The 22,418-nt window shown below is 36.6% G+C and carries 23 protein-coding genes and 1 other annotated feature; of the genes, 1 reads left to right on the forward strand and 22 read right to left on the reverse strand.

Annotation, left to right across the window (positions count from 1 at the left end):
• Positions 1 to 120: 120 nt before the first annotated feature.
• Positions 121 to 627, forward strand: coding sequence for a GNAT family N-acetyltransferase (locus KI363_RS10905; RefSeq protein WP_158324364.1), 507 nt, complete (start codon positions 121 to 123; stop codon positions 625 to 627).
• A gap of 87 nt (positions 628 to 714) precedes the next feature.
• Here KI363_RS10905 and KI363_RS10910 read toward each other — a convergent pair whose 3' ends face one another.
• The 22 genes from KI363_RS10910 to KI363_RS11015 form a co-directional block, all read right to left on the reverse strand.
• Positions 715 to 1,509, reverse strand: a complete 795-nt coding sequence (locus KI363_RS10910) for a YwqG family protein (protein WP_158324365.1) — start codon at positions 1,507 to 1,509, stop codon at positions 715 to 717.
• Positions 1,510 to 2,355: 846 nt separating this feature from the next.
• On the reverse strand, positions 2,356 to 3,207 hold the full coding sequence (locus KI363_RS10915) for a DegV family protein (RefSeq protein WP_212966319.1): 852 nt from the start codon (positions 3,205 to 3,207) through the stop codon (positions 2,356 to 2,358).
• 201 nt (positions 3,208 to 3,408) lie between these two features.
• A complete protein-coding gene (locus KI363_RS10920; protein WP_158324458.1) occupies positions 3,409 to 3,648 on the reverse strand; it encodes a hypothetical protein in 240 nt (79 codons plus the stop codon).
• Between the two features lie 187 nt (positions 3,649 to 3,835).
• Positions 3,836 to 4,711, reverse strand: coding sequence for a YitT family protein (locus tag KI363_RS10925; protein ID WP_212966320.1), 876 nt, complete (start codon positions 4,709 to 4,711; stop codon positions 3,836 to 3,838).
• 213 nt (positions 4,712 to 4,924) lie between these two features.
• Positions 4,925 to 6,067 (reverse strand): ABC transporter permease subunit, encoded by a 1,143-nt coding sequence (locus KI363_RS10930; RefSeq protein ID WP_212966321.1) that lies wholly within the window; start codon positions 6,065 to 6,067, stop codon positions 4,925 to 4,927.
• Complete coding sequence (locus KI363_RS10935; RefSeq protein ID WP_212966322.1) at positions 6,064 to 6,936, reverse strand: ABC transporter ATP-binding protein; 873 nt, start codon at positions 6,934 to 6,936, stop codon at positions 6,064 to 6,066. The genes KI363_RS10930 and KI363_RS10935 overlap by 4 nt, the downstream gene beginning before the upstream one ends.
• Positions 6,936 to 7,676, reverse strand: a complete 741-nt coding sequence (locus KI363_RS10940) for a hypothetical protein (RefSeq protein WP_212966323.1) — start codon at positions 7,674 to 7,676, stop codon at positions 6,936 to 6,938. Before KI363_RS10940 ends, KI363_RS10935 begins: the two co-directional genes overlap by 1 nt.
• A complete protein-coding gene (locus KI363_RS10945; protein WP_158324385.1) occupies positions 7,669 to 8,223 on the reverse strand; it encodes an RNA polymerase sigma factor in 555 nt (184 codons plus the stop codon). The genes KI363_RS10940 and KI363_RS10945 overlap by 8 nt, the downstream gene beginning before the upstream one ends.
• A 288-nt stretch (positions 8,224 to 8,511) precedes the next feature.
• On the reverse strand, positions 8,512 to 10,170 hold the full coding sequence (locus KI363_RS10950) for a 2-isopropylmalate synthase (RefSeq protein WP_212966324.1): 1,659 nt from the start codon (positions 10,168 to 10,170) through the stop codon (positions 8,512 to 8,514).
• 57 nt (positions 10,171 to 10,227) lie between these two features.
• Positions 10,228 to 10,499, reverse strand: a binding site (T-box leader).
• A 676-nt stretch (positions 10,500 to 11,175) separates the two neighbouring features.
• A complete protein-coding gene (locus tag KI363_RS10955; protein WP_212966325.1) occupies positions 11,176 to 11,355 on the reverse strand; it encodes a type II toxin-antitoxin system antitoxin in 180 nt (59 codons plus the stop codon).
• Positions 11,356 to 11,367: 12 nt separating this feature from the next.
• Positions 11,368 to 12,213 (reverse strand): SPFH domain-containing protein, encoded by an 846-nt coding sequence (locus KI363_RS10960; RefSeq protein WP_212966326.1) that lies wholly within the window; start codon positions 12,211 to 12,213, stop codon positions 11,368 to 11,370.
• 415 nt (positions 12,214 to 12,628) lie between these two features.
• Positions 12,629 to 12,844: a hypothetical protein gene (locus KI363_RS10965; protein WP_158324415.1), complete on the reverse strand. Its 216-nt coding sequence runs from the start codon at positions 12,842 to 12,844 to the stop codon at positions 12,629 to 12,631.
• An 86-nt stretch (positions 12,845 to 12,930) separates the two neighbouring features.
• Positions 12,931 to 13,542, reverse strand: coding sequence for an ABC-2 transporter permease (locus KI363_RS10970; RefSeq protein WP_158324416.1), 612 nt, complete (start codon positions 13,540 to 13,542; stop codon positions 12,931 to 12,933).
• On the reverse strand, positions 13,535 to 14,404 hold the full coding sequence (locus KI363_RS10975; protein WP_158324417.1) for an ABC transporter ATP-binding protein: 870 nt from the start codon (positions 14,402 to 14,404) through the stop codon (positions 13,535 to 13,537). The genes KI363_RS10970 and KI363_RS10975 overlap by 8 nt, the downstream gene beginning before the upstream one ends.
• A gap of 86 nt (positions 14,405 to 14,490) precedes the next feature.
• Positions 14,491 to 14,781 (reverse strand): YfzA family protein, encoded by a 291-nt coding sequence (locus tag KI363_RS10980; protein ID WP_191967614.1) that lies wholly within the window; start codon positions 14,779 to 14,781, stop codon positions 14,491 to 14,493.
• Between the two features lie 177 nt (positions 14,782 to 14,958).
• Positions 14,959 to 15,828: an ABC transporter ATP-binding protein gene (locus tag KI363_RS10985; protein WP_158324419.1), complete on the reverse strand. Its 870-nt coding sequence runs from the start codon at positions 15,826 to 15,828 to the stop codon at positions 14,959 to 14,961.
• Between the two features lie 5 nt (positions 15,829 to 15,833).
• Positions 15,834 to 16,205 (reverse strand): GntR family transcriptional regulator, encoded by a 372-nt coding sequence (locus KI363_RS10990; protein WP_158324420.1) that lies wholly within the window; start codon positions 16,203 to 16,205, stop codon positions 15,834 to 15,836.
• A 337-nt stretch (positions 16,206 to 16,542) separates the two neighbouring features.
• Entirely contained in the window at positions 16,543 to 18,582 is a 2,040-nt protein-coding gene (locus KI363_RS10995; protein WP_158324421.1) for a HelD family protein, read from the reverse strand.
• A gap of 254 nt (positions 18,583 to 18,836) precedes the next feature.
• Positions 18,837 to 19,328, reverse strand: coding sequence for a VanZ family protein (locus tag KI363_RS11000; RefSeq protein WP_158324448.1), 492 nt, complete (start codon positions 19,326 to 19,328; stop codon positions 18,837 to 18,839).
• Between the two features lie 63 nt (positions 19,329 to 19,391).
• Complete coding sequence (locus KI363_RS11005) at positions 19,392 to 20,159, reverse strand: VanZ family protein (RefSeq protein WP_158324447.1); 768 nt, start codon at positions 20,157 to 20,159, stop codon at positions 19,392 to 19,394.
• The gene (locus tag KI363_RS11010) at positions 20,120 to 20,482 is read right to left on the reverse strand and encodes a PadR family transcriptional regulator (RefSeq protein ID WP_158324446.1); all 363 of its coding nucleotides are present in this window, start codon (positions 20,480 to 20,482) and stop codon (positions 20,120 to 20,122) included. The genes KI363_RS11005 and KI363_RS11010 overlap by 40 nt, the downstream gene beginning before the upstream one ends.
• A gap of 738 nt (positions 20,483 to 21,220) precedes the next feature.
• Positions 21,221 to 22,189: a tRNA dihydrouridine synthase gene (locus KI363_RS11015; RefSeq protein ID WP_212966342.1), complete on the reverse strand. Its 969-nt coding sequence runs from the start codon at positions 22,187 to 22,189 to the stop codon at positions 21,221 to 21,223.
• Positions 22,190 to 22,418: the final 229 nt, after the last annotated feature.

Here is a 22,418-nt window from a genome sequence, read left to right on the forward strand (position 1 = left end):
CCCAAGTCACAGGCACTGGAGCTGGACGTTACACACGCTTTTAGAATTCACCCATAAGCTTAGACCTGAAATTTCCTATGCAAAACAGAAAGATCATAATTTTTAATATGGAGAAATAATATGGAGTTTAGAAAAACAACAGAAGAAGATATTGATCAAATTATGGATATTATCAAACAGGCTCAACAATATTTTAAAGAGAGCCATATAGATCAGTGGCAAGATAATTATCCCAATGTCCAAACAATTAAAAATGATATGCAACATGGATATAGCTATGTATTAGTAAAAGATCGCCAAATTGTCGCCACCGCTGCAATTTCTTTCGATGGCGAAAAAACCTATAATCAGATTTATGACGGTAAGTGGCTAAGCGATGAACAATATGCTGTTATCCATCGACTCGCTGTAGCCCCTCAACACAAGGGTTTAGGTATATCATCTGAGGTTTTGAAAAACGTGGAAAAAATGTGTGTTGATCGAGGAGTCAACAGCATTAAAATTGATACACATGATCAAAATTCGTCTATGCAAAAACTTTTGCAAAAAAATAACTTTACATATTGTGGGGTCATTTATTTGGGAAACGGAAGCAAAAGGATTGCTTTTGAAAAACTAATCGGCTGAGAATTATAAAAAAACGGACAGGCAGAGGAACAACTCCTCGACTTGTCCACCTTTTTCTCATCCAATCCATTCAATATAATCGGTAAATTAATAACAATCCCAATTGTAAAGGACTTTCGAAAAATCCCTCTTCTTTAAATCCTCCAAAGCAATAAAGAAATGGCCGACACCTGAGTCTCCCCACATGATACCCATTTCATCGTCGGTGTCAATTTGTAATAAAAGCGTATCAAAAGTTGGATCATCTCCATATCCCCGTGGATCTTCTTGGGTGAAAAAAGGATAGCCTCCCAATTTGGAACCTTGTCCACTTGCTATTTCATCATATGCTTCTACGGTCTCATTGTATGTATCAAAATCCTCATCATCGTCACTATCCAATAAGGTATCGAGGCTCGTCAAGACATTAAATCGATAATCGCCAGACGACATCAGCTCATCTGAACGTTCAAAGGACAAGGCACATTCATTTTTTACAGGAAAGTACTGATCATCCTCGTCGAAAACAGGAAAGTCACTCATCCATTTTGAGGGATCACTTTCAATTCTCTCGTGATAAACAACGCGAAAGGTATCTTGGTTCGTCCCGTCATCAAAGTCCAATCCATATACATCATCATCTGCCACGAAAAACTGTAAAATACCTTCCTCAGGATAGTCAGGAATTTTTTCTATTTCACTGAAGTTAATTTGTGCTAATAAGCGAAGTGGTTCCCCCTTTTTGGATGTTGGATAAGGATCAGATTTTAACCAATAGGGATTCCCAGCAAATTTACTTTGCAACGGTGTTGTCTTCTCTCTTTTTCCTTTTATAGTAAGACATACTTTTTTCGTCTTGGCTAAAGCATCAGCATACGGTTGTAATGGTTGTGGTAAATTCATTCCTACTCCCCCTTTTTATGAATCTATTATACTATTTTAAGAAATCTGATAGAAGAGAAATTTTCTGGGTTCTATTTGCCGTTAGACACTCTTAGTGAATGTGTACTTGTTGTTATTTCCATACAAGCTTTAATGGAGATAAAGTTTTTGCTAATTCTTTGCATTCTCGTACACCCGAACGTACTTTGGATCTACGTTTTTGCTGTTCCTTCGCTTTTTCGTCCATCCAAACGCACTTTGGATCTACGTTTTTGCTGTTCCTTCGCTTTTTCGTACATCCAAACGCACTTTGGATCTACGTTTTTGCTGTTCCTTCGCTTTTTCGTACATCCAAACGCACTTTGGATCTACATTTTTGCTGTTCTTTCGCTTTTTCGTACATCCAAACGCACTTTGGATCTACGTTTTTGCTGTTCCTTCGCTTTTTCGTACATCCAAACACACTTTGGATCTACGTTTTTGCTGTTCCTTCGCTTTTTCGTACATCCAAACACACTTTGGATCTACATTTTTGCTGTTCTTTCGCTTTTTCGTACACCCAAACGCACTTTGGATCTACGTTTTTGCTGTTCCTTCGCTTTTTCGTACATCCAAACGCACTTTGGATCTACGTTTTTGCTGTTCCTTCGCTTTTTCGTACATCCAAACACACTTTGGATCTACGTTTTTGCTGTTCTTTCGCTTTTTCGTCTATCCAAACGCACTTTGGATCTACGTTTTTGTGATGTTCCAAGTGTTTCGTAATCATGAAACTCTTGAAATGTGTTTTAATAAAGGAATTCCGATCATGAATAAACAAACAGGTTTATCCCCGGCACAAAGGAATAGACCCGAAAGTTTAGTTATTTAGTTTGTCACGAATAATACACCAAGTGTGTTTGGACCACAATGCGATGAAATGGTACATCCCGCTCGCGTCACTAAGATTTCTTTAAAATCAGCAACCTCTTCGATTGTCTGTTTTACCGCAGCAATATTTTCGGGAGATGTGCCTGAGTGCGTGATAAAAACGCGATCAAGTTTAATATCCGAGCGTCCATTAAGCTTATCCATTGTGTAGCGTTTTAATGTTTTGGGTAAAGCTCCCCGATATTTTTTCCCTACATTCATGTTTCCACTTGTAGGGTCCACCTCGATACAAGGTTTAATATTTAGTAAATTGGCACTGAAGGCAGCAATCGCCGAGCATCTTCCTCCTTCATGCAGGTATGTAAGTTTATCAATCACAAAACTCGCCTCAACTTTCGATTTTAAATGATTGATTTCTTCTGAAATTTGCTCGGCCGGCATACCTTTGACAATACGTTCAGCTGCTTCGATCACAAGCAAGCCCATTCCTGTTGAAAGATTGCCTGAATCAATAGGATAGACATTTCCAAGTTCTTCTGCGGCTATACAAGCATTTTGATAGGATGAAGAAATGCCCGAACCCAAACTAATATGGACCACTTCATGCCCTTGATCTGTCCACTTTTTAAAATAATCGATGTATTCCTTAGGATTAGGGGCAGATGTTTTTGGCAAGATCCGTTGCCTTTCGTAGGTCTCGTAAATATCATCAGGGCTAATATTCACTCCATCCTCGTATTGTTTGTCCCCTAGATTGATATGAAGAGGTTGGCAATGAACCTCATATCGTTCTTTCAACCTATCATCCAAATCACAAGTACTATCCGCACTTAATATTATTTTCTTCACAGTATTCTACCTCGCTTATTAGCATTCAAAGTTCATTTATAATTATACCGATATAATACCATAGGATTTCAGAAAAATTCATGCTAGTTGTCTTCATAGTAAAAGAAAATTCCCCACTTGACTCCCTAGCTATCAAGCTTTCTTAGGATTATATTCGTCTGGCGCAAGCAAAAAAGAGAAGGGAAAACGAAATCCTTCTCTTTACTGTACAGTCTTTTTGTTGATCAGCTTCGTCACACCAGCGGCAATGGCTAATGCTATTAAAGATATGGCAAGAGGTGGGAGCAAACTTGTACTTCCAAACTCGACATAAGATGTAACTGGAACTTGGTCCCAGGATGGATTAGGCGTGTACATGATTGTCAAAAACCAACCTGATAATACTTGTATGGCGACAAAAGCCAAACTAAAAACTCCAACAAATATGAAAGACTTTTTCAAGCTCATTCCTCCTCTCCGCGCCATTCATGCGTTTTTCAGAAAATCATTTATAAAATCATCTAGAGTGTATGGCAATTTCCGGTGTATGCATATATATAGTTTATCATATATACCAATTAATTGGTCCTCATACCCACATTCCATTATGATCTGGCAGCAAAAAATATAAGGGCAATTTATTAATTCCTTAATGAATATTATGTTTTTTGAAATTACCGCCCTTCACTTCGGCAACATCATATACAGCAACAAAGGCGTGTTTATCAATTTCATAAATGATTTCCTTCATTTTACTGTCCTCTAACCGGTTAATGACACAAGTGATTTCTTTAAATTGTTCATTTGAATAACCGCCTTCAACTACGTTATATGTTGCACTACGACCCAAGCGGTCACGAATGGTTTCCACCATTAATTCAGGTTGATCGGTGATAATCTTAAAGGTTTTAGAACCACTTAAACCTTCTTCCACGAGTTCGATCACCTTAGAAGCAATAAAATAAGCGATTCCCGATAAGAAAGCCCCCTGAAGACCAAAGACGGTTGACACCACTATAAACACAAACAAATTTAAGAATAAAATAAGATCACTCGTTCCAAAAGGCAGTTTTCGAGCCAGTAATACGGCTAACATATCAATCCCATCTAAGGCTCCGCCATTTCGTAATGCTAACCCCATACCAAAACCAATGATAATCCCACCAATAACGGTTACTAACAACGTATCTCCTTGAATAATGGTTGGGATATGGTGCATAATGCTCGTCCCGAATGCTAGTGAAGCAATCCCAATCACAGAATAAATCGCAAAACTTTTCCCTATTTGTTTATATCCCAAAAATATGAATGGGATATTTAATATGGCAATTAATAGTCCTAAAGGTAAGCCGATTAATTGTGAACCAACGATACTTAGACCTGTCACACCACCATCTGATACATTGTTTGGAATTAATATCGCCTCTAACCCATATGCGGTTATAAATGCTCCAATAATGACTGCAATGGCTCGTAATACTTTTTTAAGTGTACTGGTTCTTTTCTTCTCAGTAATTGTACTCATTTTATTCCTCTTTCCAAACTTTTTTCCTTTTACCCTTATCGCTTCATTACATTTTTTTATTTTATTATCAATAACAACAAAAGCGCAAGTATAAATATCCTGTCGTTCTGAATGTTATTTATAGTTTTAGCATAGAGAAAAGAATGTATTCTGGATAAAAGTTTTCGATCTATTTGGAAAGGATTGTTTTCGAGTGACGAATTCCGAAAAAGATCATGTAACTTGGTACCGTTTCATTCGTAAATACACAGCTCCATCTAAAACAATTTTCATAACCACTAAAACTACCATGGTAAGCACGATATTTTGGACAAAAGAATGAAGCATAAACTCTTGTTTATTACTCATTAAAGATAAAAAATCCTCGATACGATAGTTATTGATAGGAAACAAGTTTAATAGCTTATATATGATACCCCTTTTAATGAGTTGAGTGAATGCTTTTGGCAAAAGGAATAATCCTAATGCGATGGTTAAAGCACTAAACGGTGAACGAGTGATAGAGGATACATATAATGTGATCCCTACAATCGAGAGCAAACCAATAAATTGAAGAGCCTCAGCTATCAAGAACACTTGTAAATGATTGATTTCATCTGGAAAACGAAACAACTCTAATGAAAAATTTGTTTGAATACTCGTATCCCAACCAGTAAAGCCACTATTATACACATAGAAAGCGACCAGGGAAATCACTTGAATCAAAAGAAAAAGAAAAGCGGAAATCAGTGTTACTGCCATGATTTTTGCGATCGTTAATTTGTTTCTGCCAAACCTTGTAGACAATAACAACTGATTCATATTTCTCGAAGTATCACTGGAAAAAACAAGGGAACAGATTAAAATAGTTACAATACTAGTAAGAATGAATAATTGACCCGTGACTTTAAAAAGGTCGTACCATGTGACGTAGCTACCAATCTTTAAAGGTGTTTCAAATTGGGCAAACCCTATTTCTTTGATCGTTTTAGGGTTGATTTGATCAATTGTCATTTTTTCACCTTGCTCCATGGCGGTATTCATTTTTAAATAAATATCTTCATCTTTTGGAAAAAATGTATCGGCTATTTCATAAGAGAACATATCAAAAGTTCTATTGTTTACATCAATACTTTGATATCGATCGATATAATCTGCAAGGATCTCCCTTACGTTTTGATCTGTAAATTCTCCAGTACTTTTTTCAACGACCTGATGATAAAGTTTAAGACCTTCTCCTTGCTTGGTGTTGACTTGTGAATAATGAAAACCAATGAACAATATACCTGCCAAAACAAATGCAGATACGATCAGCGCGCCCATAAACGTTTTGTTTTGCCGTATTTTTTCTATTTCATATTTTACTATTGTTCTCATTTCTCAGTGTCCTCTCTGAAATAGTATAGATATAAATCTTCTAATGTTGGTTGTACTTGTTCGGCATTATGGGTAGGTTTTTCATTTGAAATGATTCTTAAGACTGTCCCTGTTGCTTCGTGCTTCTGGTTGCTAATCACATGTTTGGCTACCACCTCATCCAGTCTATTTTTTTCAACGATAGACTCCCAAACATACCCTTGAATGGTATTAACCAGTTCAGAGGAAGCCCCTCTGTTTTCAAGTTTCCCTTGTTTCAAAACAAGGATTTCGTCTGCAATATATTCAACATCGGAAACGATATGAGTGGAAAGGATGACAATTTTATTTTCAGAGAAAGAACTAATTAAATTCCGAAAACGAACCCGTTCTTTTGGATCTAAACCAACTGTCGGTTCATCCAAGATTAATACTTCTGGATCATTGATCATAGCTTGTGCAATTCCTAACCGTTGTTTCATTCCACCAGAGTATTTTTTTATCTTTTTATGCTTCACATCTTCTAATCCGACTAGCTTTAACAGTTCGAGACATCTTTTTTTCGCAAAATTTTTATTGATTCCTTTAAGAGCAGCGATATATAACATAAACTTCATCCCGGTGAAATCAGGATAATAACTGAAATCCTGTGGCAAAAAGCCTAATATGGAACGGAAAGCACCTGGATTGCTTTGTACATCGTCATGATTATATGTAATGGTGCCCGCAGTTTGTTTCATTACCCCACAGAGTATTCTAAATAAAGTCGTTTTTCCTGATCCATTTGCACCTAAAAGGCCGTAAACTCCTGGTTTCAAACGGAATGAGACATGATCAAGGACAACCGTATCGTCATATTTTTTTGTAATATTATGTAACTCTAATAGCATTAGCAAAACGCCTCCCATTTTTTAACTTTAAGCATATTCATGACAATCAATACTAAAAGGGCCATTGAAAAAATATATCCCGCTCCCCAATACTTCATCTCGATCTCATAAACATTGAAAAAGTTGGCTAAAAACATGCCCCCCATAAGGAGTAGTCCAGAACTTATCCAAAAAACAAAAGAAGAGAGCGTGTTTCTCCAAATCGTGAACAGAGAAAACAGCACAATACAAGTAATATTAAAGGGAACGAGTAAATATAAAATGACTTTCCAAAAGGAAATGGCCATCACACCTTGACAAAAAAAGGCGAGACAAGTAATGAATAATAAATCGGCTAATCCAAAAATCAGTAATTTTATTACAACATGCTGACGTAAATCATATTTAAGTGTTTGCTCTAATTCCCACATTCCAGATGTAAAACTACGAAATAATTCATCGACAAAGAAAATAACAGAGAAGATCACTGTCACTGTGAGACATTGCAAAATGAAGATGGCTGGGTCATCGTTCATCACTTTCGTAATCAAAAAAGTCGTCACGATAAGGAGAGCGAATTGAATCAGCCAAGTATGAAGTCTAGTGAATCGAATCGACAAACAAAAGAGGTCAAACAAGGAATATCTGCCAAGTTGATGTTGTATTATTTTTTGCTTTCCTAGGTTAATGACCGCTTGTCGCTGGATTTCATCGATTTTAACTTCATAGGTCTTCATTTTTTTGATCGTTTCATTATCCATTCATAAACTCCTCTCTATCCAATAATTTACTAAGCTTTTTGAGTCCTTGATGAATCCTAGATTGCGATGTAGGAACGCTTGTCCCAGTAATTTTGGCAATGTCTTTCACTTTTAAATCATAGTAATATTTCAAAATTAACGCTTCTCTTTGAATATCAGGAAGCGTGTTTAATGCGACTTGGATTTGGTTTGCACTTTCCTCCATCATTAAATTCTTCATAATGGTTTCAGTACCACTATTTATAACGTTCTCATCTAATTCAGACTGGTTGAATTTCTTTTTGTTATAGTAGTTGTTACACACATTAACAGTAATGGTGAATAAATAATTAAAGAACTTCCCCCTAAATTTATATGTATCGATGTTTTCAATGACTTTGAGAAAGATATCTTGGGTTAAATCTGCAGCTAAAACGCGATCACCCAAGCATCTTCGTACACAAAATGAATAGATTTGCTCATAGTACTTATTTACTAATTCTTCCCAAGCCTCCGTATCACCAGATTTAATTTTTCGAATTAAGCTATAGTCTTCGATCGTCCTCACCTATTCATAACAAAAATACTCCTCACTATAAATTAACAAAGTTCTATCAAAAATCATTTAAGTTTAGAGATAAAATTTCACTAAAAAAGAACTGTGACTTGAAAACGACCGAGAAATGAAATAGAGGTATTGCTTTTTACACAATACCTCTTTATTCAATACATATTCGATTTTAGTATAATTTCCACTTGACCGTAGGCTAGAAACACTGATTTTATCATGTTTCTCCACACCAGCATATCATAATTTTTTCCATCATTCTTTAGAACATAAATAATCTCGAAAAAATTAGAAAACCTCCAGTTTATTTACCGCAGCAACTAAAGCTTGGACAGATGCCTTCATAATATCTTGATTGATTCCTGCTCCCCAGTACATACGCCCTTGATGTGAAATTCCTATCTGCGCTGACGCCTCGGCGAGCGAACTTTTGCCCAGCGAATGCTGCTCATAAACTTCCAGATTATAATCAATCCCAAAATATTCTTGGAGTGCGTTGCTTACGGCATCCAAACTCCCTGTGCCTTTTCCATGTATCTCAATTTGTTGATTATCTTTAAGTAACGTTAACGTTACTTTCTGCTCCCCATTTTTGTTAAATTGATAGTCAACTACTTGAAATGATGGATAATAATCAACATAGTGGTCTATAAATACGAGATAGATTTCTTCGGCAGAAAGCTCTTTGTTTGTTTCATCTGATACTTTTTTAGTCAAATAGCCCATTTCTTCATTCATTTTATAAGGCAATTTGATCCCATAATTACTTTCAAGGATATAGCCAATCCCACCTTTTCCTGATTGACTATTAATCCGAATGACGTCGGTTTGATAATTTCTTCCCAAATCCGCCGGATCGACCGGAATATAAGGTACATCCCACTTCTCCAGCTTGTTTTCTCTTCTATATTTCATGCCCTTCGATATCGCGTCTTGATGTGAACCGGAAAATGCTGTAAAAACAAGATCTCCAGAATATGGTTGTCTTTCATGAACCGTCGTTCTTGTTAATCCTTCATATTTTTTACGGATCGCATCGAGGTTACTAAAATTCAATTCTGGATCATACCCTTGCGAATACATATTCATCGCTAATGTAATCAAATCCACATTTCCAGTGCGTTCGCCAATGCCAAATAACGTTCCTTCTACCCGTTCTGCTCCCGCTAATACACCAAACTCTGCATCACTAACTCCGCATCCACGATCATTATGCGGATGAATGGACAACGTAACAGCCTCTCGATACGACAGGTTTTTATGGATATACTCAATTTGACTTGCATAGATATGAGGCATCGCGTTCTCAACAGTTGTCGGAATATTAATAATTGCTTTATGTTCTGGTATCGGTTTCCAAATATCTAGTACACTATTACAAATATCCAACGCATACTCGACCTCTGTTCCAGGAAAACTTTCCGGGCTATATTGAAAATAAATATCGCCTCCTGTTTCTTCGGCTAGCTCTTTTACTAGAATTGCACCATCTACAGCAATTTGTTTAATCTCTTCTTTTGTTTTCTTAAATACTTGTCGACGTTGTGCTTCTGAGGTTGAATTATATAGATGAACAATGGCCTTAGGTGCACCTTGAATCGCTTCAAAAGTTCTGCGAATAATATGCTCTCTTGCCTGTGTAATAACCATAATCGTCACATCATCCGGAATCATATTGTTATCAATCAGGGTCCTCAATAGATTAAACTCTGTGTCAGAGGCAGCGGGAAAAGCGACTTCAATTTCTTTAAACCCGATATCAACTAACAGCTGAAACATCTCTAGCTTTTCTTCTAAATTCATCGGAATGGGTAAAGCTTGGTTTCCATCCCTCAAATCCACACTGCACCATATTGGCGCTTTTTCTACCGTTTCTTTCTTTACCCAATCATAAGAAAGTGTTGGAGGCAAATAATATTTTTTCTCGTATTTTTGATAATTAAACATGGTCAATTCCTCCCTAAAATTGAATATAAAAAAAGCCTTTCTTCTCCAGCAACTTGCTATGGAGACGAAAGACTGATCTTACGCGGTACCACCCCGATTTCATGATAATTAGACATTATCATGCACTTATTCAGATACAGGCATCTTTGCCTTATACCCTTCCCCTTGTAACGGTGAGTTTTCCGTTCTTAGCTACTCTCATTCCAAACTTACCGATTTGACTAAGTCAGCTCTAAGGCGAGTTCCCCGTTTTCCTTCTATTGCTTCACATCAACCAGCAACTTTCTGAAAGTCAGTCAACAGGTACTATTCCTTATCATCGCATGTTAATTTTTATTTGTATATCATCATAGCAGATTCATATAAAAAGGCAAAGGGGTAGAGATAATTTTATCAATTGATTTTTTACGTACTTTACATTGAGGTAGTGAATTTCAAAAAACCTTACCCCTCACGTTGCGTGATCGGATAAGATGAAGCTAACAAGTTGAAAGAGGTTCGAGCCCTTATGGACAAAGAAACCTTTTCATTTTCAAACATGGTAGACGTCTCTCAGGAAAGCCGGTAGACCATTCAGAAGTGAACAAATGCTGAATGCCAACAGCAAAAAGCCATTAGAAATCAGGTGCGATACCAATTTCTAATGGCTTTTTTAAAAGAAAGCATAAATATAGGCTAATGCTGGATCTAGCTCCAGCGCCCAGCCGGGAGAGGCTCGCAGGATGCGAGTCCATCGGCGTTGCGCCAGGACGGCGCGCCTTTCTCATGGTCTAGGAAATTATAAAATTCTCGACTTGTGGATAACTGTTTACGTTGCGGTTTGACATCCAGCTCCAGCGCCCAGCGACTAGCAAACTTTCGGTGCCTTCCTACGATAAGTCAACATCGATTCACCCTTCGGGTTCATCGTGTTTCCTTTATCTCGTCAGGCCCCTAAAAAGTTTGTACGTCGCTAAACGGGCGCTTGCGCTTTTGTTCTTCGCAATCGAGTCAGTGCCAATTCCATTAATCTTCCCCTATGTCCTTGTCTTGTTTTTTCGGCAGCCTACCTGCTCGCTTAACAGATTCTCTGAGCAAAAATTCAACGTGGCTATTGACACTGCGAAATTCATCTTTTGCCCATCGTTGCAATATATCGTAGAGTTCGGGATCAATACGTAATGGAAAGTTTTTTTTCTTAGCCATCATAAGACCTACTTATTGGTAAAGTGATCCTGTATTAATAACGGGCTGAGTTCCCTGATCCGAAACAATCGCAACAAGTAAATTATTGATCAGTGCTACTCTACGTTCATCGTCTAATTCAACAATATTATCTGTCTCTAGACGAGCAATCGCATCCTGTGCCATCCCAACAGCTCCTTGAACAATTTGTTCACGTGCAGAGATAATCGCACTTGCTTGTTGGCGTTGTAACATGGCTTGAGCAATCTCTGTAGAATAAGCTAAGTGTGTCAAGCGAGCTTCAATCACCTCAACGCCAGCAACCTTTAAACGTTCCTGAAGTTCTGTTGTCAATTCATCCGATACTTCATCTGCATTGCCACGTAGTGTTAGTTCATCATTGGTAAATGAGTCATATGGATAGGTAGTTGCCACTGCACGAATGGCTGTTTCGCTTTGAATTTCAACAAACTGTTCGTACTGATCAACATCAAAAACGGCTTTCGCTGCATCAACGACCTTAAATACAACCACTGCTGCAATTTCGATTGGGTTTCCGTTCACATCATTGACTTTTAATCGATTACTATTGAAGTTACGTACTCTTAAAGAAATCGTTCTGCGTACAGAGAATGGAACGGTTATTAGGATCCCTTCCTGCCGTACCGTCCCCATATACTTTCCTAAAAAAATAACTACAACAGATTGATTAGGTTGCACAATCGTAATCCCACTAATGAGAACAACAGCCATAATAATAAGCACAATTCCCAAAATAAGTTGTGATTGAAAAATACAAAACGCACCGATAGCAAGAAAAACAACAATCAAGCCAATCCCCAGTATTCCGCTTATGCTCCATGCCTTACGTTCCTCCACGAAATCACTCCTTCATATCTTAATCATATTATTATGATATCACTTTTATATTAAAATGTAAACTTCTGTAAGAAGAAATCAGTCGACATGCTTTATCAAATGTTTTTTCTTGCTAGTGCATTCTAATGTCCGCGTATGCTATTTTTCTAAATTTTTATATAGTTAGTTCATTCAATCTAAAATGTTTCAAAAAGGTTTGCATGATTGGCTGTATTAACAATCATTACCTTTTTGTTTACGAGTATGAATCATTCAAGTTTTATTTCTTTTTTTAAATCAAGGGGGATAAGCAATGACATAAAAAAACAACAATCAAAATGATTGCTGCCTCACTTCTGAATTCTAGTTTTCGTGGTAATGCCAGATTCCTCGGATGACCAGTATGTGGAATGTGTCAATTATTTTCTAAAAAGCTTTAAGTCATTTCTTCAATTGTATAATGAATAGTACCATTTGCAACCAGTTTCCCTTGATCATTTAAATAGGCTAGATAAAAGTTGATATTCTTTTGGTCCAGTTTTTCCCATTTATCTTTGATTGGAATTTGAGCGGACAGATTAAATTGCACGCCCTCTGGGGCATTGATACGAATGCCAACTGAATCGTTTTCAGCATGTACCTTTTTGTCCATTACTCGATCCCCTATCGTTGGAATGAAAAACATTTTCGAATTTTGGGACGGCCTCTACGGCTTTAGTTATAGGAGTGGTATAAAATTTAGAACGCTTTGCGTTGATACATAAATTGACTAACCATCCAGGAAAGTAGATACAGTACAATGGCAATGACCGCACCGCTAAGATATAGTGTAGCCGCTGATTGGCTTGTAAGAAAATTGGTAATCGTTGTAAAATGTTCTGCCAAGAATCGGATAATTGGCGGCAGAATGACTGCCGAGAGTATAACCCCAATCAAAACCGCTGTTCCGATATAACCAGGCTTTAATATATAAAATAACGGAAAAACGAAAGCAGCAAAAATGAAGAACAAGCCCGCAGCGATGGCCATATCCCTCATCATATAGCCGTAATTAAATATATAAAGAATAATACTCGCTAGACCGATTGATACAATCATATACACAATTGCTCCAATATATTTTGCCGTAACAATCTCTTTTCGCGTATAGGGTAATGAATTAAGGAAAATATTTGATTCAACCTGTTCATCATAAATATACCCATTCATTGGGATATAAAAACTAGCTATGAAAAAAATGAAAGCCGGACTCATATGCCTGCCAAAAATTGCAAAGAAAATAAGAACTGGAATAAACAGAAATATTTGTGACTTTTGGATAATAAAATCTTTTTTTATCAAGTTAAACATATTGATGACTCGCTCCTTTCGCATAAAACATTATATCCTCTAATGTAGCTTCCTCAATCTCTACTTGATCTCCAAATATGATCCTAACTTTCCGTGCATCATTGGTTAAAGCTTGAAATTCAGTAGAAGAACGATCTACCTTTATAAAGTTTTTTTCAGTGTCGCGGTTGAGTAAATCAGTGCTTCCTTTAACTAAAGCATAACGCTCCTGCACATCATCCATCGAATCATTGAACAGAATTTTCCCTTTTTGAATAAAAGTAATATAATCCGCAATTCGTTCTAAATCGCTAGTAATATGTGTGGAAAAAAATAGCGTTCGCTTCCCATTTTCCATGATATTTTGTAAAATATCTAGCAGCTCTCTCCGGAAAACTGGGTCTAGCCCTGCTGTCGGCTCATCCATCATAATAAACTCTGCATCATGTGATAGGGCCATGACCAAAGAAGTTTTCATCTGCATCCCTTTTGAAAAAGTTTTAATTGCCTTATTTAACGGCAGCTCAAACTTCTTTATATAGTCATAAAATTGCTCATCATTCCAATTTTTATAAGCAGGTGCCACAATGCGACGAAGATCTTTTAAGTTTAAATCTTTATAGAACACATTACGATCATAGACAAACCCCATGCGTTCTTTTATCTCTTTTTCATGACTAGCATAATCCAAGCCAAATACACTTATTTCCCCCGCATCTGCCTGTAACAGATTCATCATCAGCTTCATTGTTGTCGATTTTCCCGCTCCATTTGCACCAATAAATCCTGTTACACATCCTTGTTTTATTTGCAGATTCATATTTTCTAAGGAGAAATCTTTAAAACGTTTGGTTACGTGTTTAAACTCTACTATATTTTTCACACATATCACTCCTCGATAATCCTTGCTTTACTTCATTACCTCTTGCAAATTAGTTTTATAAAATCTTCCTTATCAGGCACTGTTCATTACTTTCTTTTAAAAATAATCGACAGGACATCTGCCAATAAGCTTAAAAGAATCGCAATTAGGAAGACAAATGTGACAAAATTAAAAAATGGGTAGCTATAAAAATGAAAGTATTCGGTAAATAATTTTGCATTTAATATGCGGTTGATTATATCTGTATCTCGAACATTTGGTTCCCAGCCAGTTCCATCCAAAAGTATAAAAATAATTTGCGCAAATATAAAAATACCTAGACCGATTAGTCTGTCCTTGAGTATTTTACCGCGGGGATCAACTGTTTCTTCTGACAAGAAAAACCTCTCCTTTTCAATCCCAATATTGTATATATACTATATTTACACTATATACATTAAAACATCTTTTCTTTCTCTTTTCAACCGTTAGTTTGGCAAAAATGAAAAAGAGATCCTGCCTTCGCGCATAAGATCTCTCCCAAGTGTGTATTCAATATAAAGCCTTATATTTTCTCAGTTATCCTGACGATTCGCTGCTTTCATGTAAACCATAATTTCCTCTAATGACGCTTCTTCTATTATGACATGGTCGCCAAATAATTTTTTCACTTCCTCCACTTTATCGGTTAAGGCTTGAAACCCAGTTGAGGAACGATCTATTTTAATAAAGTTCTCTTCCGTATCTCGATCAAGCAAATCGGTACTTCCTTTCACCAACGCATACTGCTCCTGTAGTTCATAAATTGGTTTGTGAAAGAGGATTTCTCCTTGATCAATCAGGACAATATAATCGGCAATTCGTTCTAAATCACTGGTAATATGTGTAGAAAAGAAAATTGTTCTTTTCCCATCCACCATCACATCTTGAAAAATGTCTAATAGCTCCCTGCGAGAAGTCGGATCCAATCCAGCTGTTGGCTCATCCATTATAATAAACTCTGCATCATGGGATAGGGCAATCGCGAGAGAAGCTTTCATCTGCATTCCTTTGGAGAATTTTTTAATTGGTTTATTGGAGGGTAATTCAAATTGATCCATATAGGCTTTGAATTGCTTGCTATTCCAGCGTTTATAAGCTGGTGCTACAATTCTGCTAATATCCTTCAAGTTCAGGGATCCATATAATACATTGCTATCATAAACAAAGCCGATCCGATCTTTAATCTCTTTTTCATGGTTAGCATAATCCAATCCAAATACATTTATTTCCCCAGCATCTGCCTGTAAGAGGTTCATCATCAGCTTCATGGTTGTCGACTTTCCCGCTCCATTTGCTCCGATAAATCCAGTTACAAAGCCTTGTTTTATCTGTAAATCCATATTATCTATAGAGAATGCCTTCAACTCTTTAGAAATGCCACGGAGTTCTATCACATTTTCCATCCCCATCACTCCTCGTACAACAACTTCAGCAACTCTTGCAGTTCTTCATAGGATAGGCCAATTTCCCGACTATTTGAGATCACCGCACTTAACTGCTCTTCAATCACGGTTAGTTTTTTCTCGCGAATAACCTCTAGATTTTGCTCTGCCACAAACGACCCTTTTCCAACAATCGAATAGATAAATCCCGATTTCTCTAGTTCTTCGTATGCCCTCTTGGTGGTGATCACACTTATTTTTAACTCCTTAGCCAGCTGTCTTATGGAAGGTAATGCGGTGCCTTCCGCTAACTCACCTGACAAGATTGCCGTTTGAATTTGTTTCATAATTTGTACATAAATAGGCTCTTTCGAACTGTTCGATATAATAATTTGCATACAAATACCTCTTTTTCATTGTATATCCTCATTATACACATTATAGAAACCGTGAATAACCTCATCAAATAGCCATTTGCTGAACATCTGTACAATGCTCATCTATATATCGTCCAATTACTTGCTTATCACTATTGTGTATATAACACATAAACACTATATACAACAGTTAAACATCATTGCCTTTGTAATTCAAGCATAAAAAAACAGTTCCTATATAAGAAACCGTTTTATAAAAGTATACTAAGAATCAATTTCATCATTGCTTTTTGTAAAACTACATGCTGTTCATATCCTTTGTATCCTTCATCTACCATAGCAATAACTTTGTCACTATCTATCCAATAGAAATCAGTTCAGATGGTTTTCCACTGTAAATAATCGATAAATGATGGAGCGCTCTTGTACAGCCAACATATAATAATTTTGTTGTTTGCTCATCTTTAGGATAATGTACCTCATCGACATCGACCATTAGTACGGAATCAAATTCTAATCCTTTTGATACGTACACAGGCAATAAAGAGAGCCCTCCTTCGTATGTTTTATCTTCGGTTGTGATCATTTTTAATTCTGCAAGTTCACTTTTCAGTTTAGAATAAATCTGATCGCATTCTGATTCAGACCTTAAAATAACCGCAATGGTATTCATACCTTGGTGTTTCATTTCATTCACCCAGCTTACGATTTTTTCCGTTTTATCTTCTGCCTGTATTTGTTGAATCTGCACATCTTCCCCACTCCGAAATACTGGCTCTGCATAAGCAGGTGGGCTTGCAAGATGACTTAAAATTGTATTGGAAAACGCAATAATCTCATAGGTGGAACGATAGCTTTTCGTCATTTGGAAGAATTTCGCACGGGATGTACCGAAAAGTTCAATAAAACGTTCCCATTGGTCAATCCCTTCATCACGATGAATGCCTTGTGCCAAATCACCTAATATCGTAAATGATGCTTTTTTTGTACGGGCATTTAATACGGAAACTTGATAAGGAGAGAAATCTTGGGCCTCGTCAATCACAACATGATCAAACCGCTCCTCTTTCTCAATGCCAAACCAATAATCATGGATATCCAATAAAGGTGCTAAATCATCAAGAGCTATATTTTTCTTTGGTGGTAAAACGTCCTCTTTTCCCATTCTTTTTAAGATTTGTGCATAAAGCTCATAAGGCTTTCTTTTTTTCCATTTACGTAAGTATTTTCTTAATTGCTTTTTGCCTTCTTTCCGGGCTTGTTCCTGTTCTTTTTTCTCTTCATACATTTTTGCCTCAATCTCAATCCAACGTGTTAATTTTGCTTTAACCCTTTCGTATTTCTTTACAACAGGGTTATCTTTAAAGTCTGTTTCTAGCCAGCTTTTTATTTTTTCTAGAGAAACGCCTTGTTTATTCTCCCAGGGTATAAAATCTTCTGCAGGCAGCCACTCTTTCTCTAATTTTGATAATTGCTCTCTTATTTTCTGTTGAAACGCTAATGTGCCCTTCAAGTTATCCTGATCAACAATCTCTGACTCGAAAAATGCCTTTCTTCTTTTGCTAAGCGACTCTAGCTGACAATTCGGGTCATCGATAATCGCCATTACCCATTCTGGAAAGGTCGTTTGCACAATATCTCCAACGCCCAATTCAGGCAGTACTTGTGAAATATAATCCAGAAAGATCGTGTTAGGGGCAAAGATAATCATTCGATGTGCAGTTAATTGTTCGCGATATTCATACAACAGATAGGCTAGCCGATGAAGGGCTACGGTCGTTTTTCCACTCCCCGCTACTCCTTGTATAATGACGGCCTGGTTTAACGGGTAACGAATAATTTCATTTTGCTCCCCTTGAATGGTGGCGACAATGTCACGAAGTCGATTATCTTTTTGATCGCCTAATTTATATAATAGAAATTCATCTCCTCCAGATAATTCCTGTTTTCCGCGAATATAACGATCGACTACTCTTTCCAGTTCTTGTTCATAAGTAACAATGTTTCTCTTTAAGTAAATTTCACCTTCAACGACGCCATCTGGAGATTGATAATAAACATCACCTTCACTTCCGCTAAAACCATAGAATAAGCTGGCAATTGGTGCACGCCAGTCCGTAATTAAAACATTTCCATTTTCCTCATCGAAAACACCGGCTTTTCCAATATACGTTACTTTTACTTCATCAGCTTCTTCATCTTTAAAATCAAGTCGTGCAAAGTAAGGGTCCTTTTTAGCACTCATTAATGATGCTCGCATTCGCCTTCTACTATCTTCCAGGACTTTTTCATTAAAATCATCCCCGCGATATTCAGGTATTGAAGCTAAGTACTCATATTGTTGGTTAATAATAGCTAATGTTTTGTTTAATACCTTTTTTTCTTCTTCAAATTGCATTTCGAATCCCTCCTTAACTGAATGTCTCGTTATTTTAGCAATTAAAAATAAAAAAATATAGACTTATATATTTCATTGGTGTATACTATTAAATAGAGTATTGCCTAAAATAAATTAACATTAAATGATAAAACACACATGAAAATGCTAACGTCATTGTTAGTTTTTCATGTGTGTTTTTTAATTGATTTTTTATGGTGTCGGTAGGCAATGATCAAAAAGATGTTTCATATTTTAAATCCTCACTGTTTAATCTATAACACTCTTTGTTGTCTCCGCTTGTAGTTCATTAGTGTACTAACAAATTTTATTGGCCAATATCCTATTATTCCCCCAAGTGTATTCAAAATTAAGTCATCAACATCAAAGCTACCAAACCTAAAAATAAGTTGAATCAATTCAAAGGCCAAACTTAAACAAAACGTTGCTACCGTCACCTTTTTAAGGCTACGAAACTTACTTGACAATAACGGCAGAATAAATCCAAAAGGGACAAACCCAATAATATTTCCAATTACATTTTCAACCCGTATGCTGACATTTATATCGTTCGCCAAAAATAAATAATACGCAATCGTCTTGAACGGAATAAAATTGTGGCTATTCCAGTACGGGCCGTCGCTACTGAATGTAAAGTGACCAATGATATCCGGTATACTAAGATATTTAAATAAAATTAGCTTTGAAAGCACTAACAAATAAAAGCATAAAGCAATTGTTAAACCCACTTTCATGACAATTTTCATATACGTTTTCTCCTTAGTTTCTATAAGTACCTGCCGAATGGTTCCCTATGAAGTTCGGGAAAATTAACCGATCGTTCTTCGTGATAAACCGCCTTTCGATAAAGTGTTGATGTGTTTTAGCATTTTAAAAAAGAAGAAACCAATGATACTTCCAACAACATTCAAAATGATATCATCAATATCAAATTGCCCAATTTGTAAAGTAATCTGTAAGACTTCAATTGAAAAGCTGATAATGGTCGAAGCAATCAATACTTTTGTAAATTTGCTATATTTTTTAAATAACAAAGGAAGAAAAATTCCTAATGGCAGGAAAATTAAAATGTTCCCTAATGTATTGCTAATGATTATATCAATATTAAAACGGTCAGCCCCAGTTAAATATCCAATGGTATTTTGAAACGGAATAATATTCGAGTTGAACTTTAAATATTCAAAAAGTCCCTCTGACTCCATCGGAATATAAACGTAAATGTTAAATGTATCCCCATTCCTATAAAAATCAGTTATTCGAAATAAGATTCGCTGAAATAGCAACATAAAAAGAATAATAAATGAGTAGAGACCAAATAAAATCCATGCCCCTATCTTAAATACCTTAAAGAACGGAGACAGTGAATCTTGTAAACCATTTGTTAACTGCTCATGTTCCCCGAAGCTTTCTAATGCTTTTTCTGTAGCTTGTTCGTTATTAAAACCTGCATCTATGTATTCATTTTTCAGTAAATATAGATGATCCCTTATCTCATCGATAATTTCAATTTTTTCTTCTTCATTACAATTTAATCGGCTTACAATTTCATCAATATAGGTTTCGATAGTTTGATCCAAGCCATTCCCTCCGAACATACTTTAATTAGATGGCTAATTTGATTCCATTCATTTAATTTCTTCTCTAGTTCTTGCTTTCCATCCATTGTAATCCGGTAATATTTCCTCCTCCCACCACTTTCTGAATTCCCCCAATATGATTCAAGCCATTTTTTATTCTCTAACCTTTTTAATGCAGGATATAACGTTCCTTCACTCATGTTATATAGTTCATTGCTATTTGCCTTTAAAGTTTTTACCATTTCATAACCATACATATCCTTTTTACTTACCAATGACAGAAGCAAAATATCAATACTGCCTTTCATGATCTCCTTATCCATAACTAGACCCCACTTTAAAAATAATTATATTTACATCGTAACACATTAGTACATCGTATTACAAGGTTGTTAATAAAAGGTTATTATTTCATATTTATTGGCCAGGGCTGATAAGATCATTATCTCGTATGGAAGCAAACAACTCTTAATTTTTCCGATCTAAAAAAATCCTAATAATATCCATTCAAATTAATGCCAGGCTCTAAAACAATTTGCATTGTCATAGAGCCTGGCATTATTCACAAAACAGTTGTTTAACATTAGCAAGAGCCTATAGCCTACATCTAGATAACCTTTCCAGCCAAAGATTTCCAATCTCGTATCATGCTCTCTCGTTTTTAAAGAAATTTGCTACCTATACTTTCGTCTTTCCTGTCTCTTAAAAGGCTTTGAATCTTGAGTTTCTTCCCTATATTGTCGCTCCGCATCTTTTTTAAAGACTTCCATTGCTTTGATGTAAAGGAAACTCATTATTTAGCCCTCCTCATTTTCTCGTTACTTGTACCATTTCCGTTTTTCCTTCAAGAAAAACACTATTTTTTAAATCACTTTACTTAAAGTTACAAAAACTAGCAAGAAGCTCCATAAAATTCTTTGTAAAACATCATTATTACAATCTCCACGCCAATAAGTTCCTTTTATGCTTCTTACCACGATTGCGGGATGGATCGTGACCCTTTTGGGATTCTTACCTCGATTACGGGCACGATTCGGGCTGGAACATACCCCTTTGACGGTTTAGCGTACTACTCCGCTTTGAAAATTATCGAGTATTGCACGTACTTCACCCGTTGATTCTGTGCTCATCAATTCATTTCTTAACTCGCTCGCCCCACGAAATCCCCGGACATAGATCTTAAAAAAGCGGCGAAGAGGTCTAAATAGACGTGGTTCTAATTTTGAATATTTATCAAAGAGATCAAGATGCAACCTGAGGAGATCAAGCAATTCCTCACTGCTATGCTCTTTCGGTTCTTTTTCAAAGGCAAATGGATTTGTAAAAACACCACGCCCAATCATAATCCCATCAATGCCATATTCCTGAGCCAGCTCTAGGCCCTTTTGTCGATCAGGAATATCGCCATTGATCGTCAAAAGTGTTTCTGGTGCCACCTGATCACGAAGTTTCTTAATTTCCGGGATCAATTCCCAATGAGCATCGACTTTGCTCATTTCCCTTTTTGTACGCAGATGAATGGACAGATTCGCAATGTCTTGTTTCAACACATGTGTCAGCCACTCATGCCATTCGTCCACTTCCGTATAACCAAGCCTTGTCTTCACACTTACAGGCAATCCGCCTGCTTTAGCCGCTTGGATTAACTCTGCGGCCACTTCCGGACGGCGGATCAGACCACAGCCCTTCCCATTCGGAGCTACATTCGGTGCGGGACATCCCATATTGATATCAACACCACGAAAGCCTTGTTTTGCCATCCCAATACTCATTTCTCGAAAGTATTCAGGTTTATCCCCCCAAATATGGGCGACCATCGGTTGTTCGTCTTCTGTAAAAGTCAAACGACCGCGCACACTATAAATCCCCTCAGGATGACAATAACTCTCCGTGTTTGTAAACTCAGTAAAAAATACATCAGGTCTACCTGCTTCACTAATGACATGACGAAAAACAACATCTGTCACATCTTCCATTGGTGCTAGTACAAAAAATGGCTTCGGTAAATCCTGCCAGAAATTATCTATCATAATCAAACTCAATTCCTCTCATTACTGGACACTAAGGTCAAACTCTTTTCCACATTATAATATTAAATCTTCTACTTCCCTTAAACTTATATCATGCTTAAGCATACTTAATCAAACCTATAACAAATTTGAACATAATTCAGTTTAATATGGAGGAATAAAAAGTGCAAAGAAAATCGAGTGAGAGGAAAAATTTAGGACAGAAGGAAACACGAAGCGCCCTAAAGGC

The sequence above is a fragment of the Lederbergia ruris genome, assembly GCF_018332955.1.
Taxonomy (GTDB): domain Bacteria; phylum Bacillota; class Bacilli; order Bacillales; family Bacillaceae_C; genus Lederbergia; species Lederbergia ruris.

Bases quoted from the DNA above. Each gene is read 5' to 3' on its own strand.
- KI363_RS10905 (WP_158324364.1), top strand. From the start codon at position 121: ATGGAGTTTAGAAAAACAACAGAAGAAGATATTGATCAAATTATGGAT.
- KI363_RS10910 (WP_158324365.1), bottom strand. From the start codon at position 1,509: ATGAATTTACCACAACCATTACAACCGTATGCTGATGCTTTAGCCAAG.
- KI363_RS10925 (WP_212966320.1), bottom strand. From the start codon at position 4,711: ATGAGTACAATTACTGAGAAGAAAAGAACCAGTACACTTAAAAAAGTA.
- KI363_RS10930 (WP_212966321.1), bottom strand. From the start codon at position 6,067: ATGAGAACAATAGTAAAATATGAAATAGAAAAAATACGGCAAAACAAA.
- KI363_RS10935 (WP_212966322.1), bottom strand. From the start codon at position 6,936: ATGCTATTAGAGTTACATAATATTACAAAAAAATATGACGATACGGTT.
- KI363_RS10940 (WP_212966323.1), bottom strand. From the start codon at position 7,676: ATGGATAATGAAACGATCAAAAAAATGAAGACCTATGAAGTTAAAATC.
- KI363_RS10950 (WP_212966324.1), bottom strand. From the start codon at position 10,170: ATGTTTAATTATCAAAAATACGAGAAAAAATATTATTTGCCTCCAACA.
- KI363_RS10955 (WP_212966325.1), bottom strand. From the start codon at position 11,355: ATGGCTAAGAAAAAAAACTTTCCATTACGTATTGATCCCGAACTCTAC.
- KI363_RS10965 (WP_158324415.1), bottom strand. From the start codon at position 12,844: ATGGACAAAAAGGTACATGCTGAAAACGATTCAGTTGGCATTCGTATC.
- KI363_RS10970 (WP_158324416.1), bottom strand. From the start codon at position 13,542: ATGTTTAACTTGATAAAAAAAGATTTTATTATCCAAAAGTCACAAATA.
- KI363_RS10985 (WP_158324419.1), bottom strand. From the start codon at position 15,828: ATGGAAAATGTGATAGAACTCCGTGGCATTTCTAAAGAGTTGAAGGCA.
- KI363_RS10990 (WP_158324420.1), bottom strand. From the start codon at position 16,205: ATGCAAATTATTATATCGAACAGTTCGAAAGAGCCTATTTATGTACAA.
- KI363_RS10995 (WP_158324421.1), bottom strand. From the start codon at position 18,582: ATGCAATTTGAAGAAGAAAAAAAGGTATTAAACAAAACATTAGCTATT.
- KI363_RS11000 (WP_158324448.1), bottom strand. From the start codon at position 19,328: ATGAAAATTGTCATGAAAGTGGGTTTAACAATTGCTTTATGCTTTTAT.
- KI363_RS11010 (WP_158324446.1), bottom strand. From the start codon at position 20,482: ATGGATAAGGAGATCATGAAAGGCAGTATTGATATTTTGCTTCTGTCA.
- KI363_RS11015 (WP_212966342.1), bottom strand. From the start codon at position 22,189: ATGATAGATAATTTCTGGCAGGATTTACCGAAGCCATTTTTTGTACTA.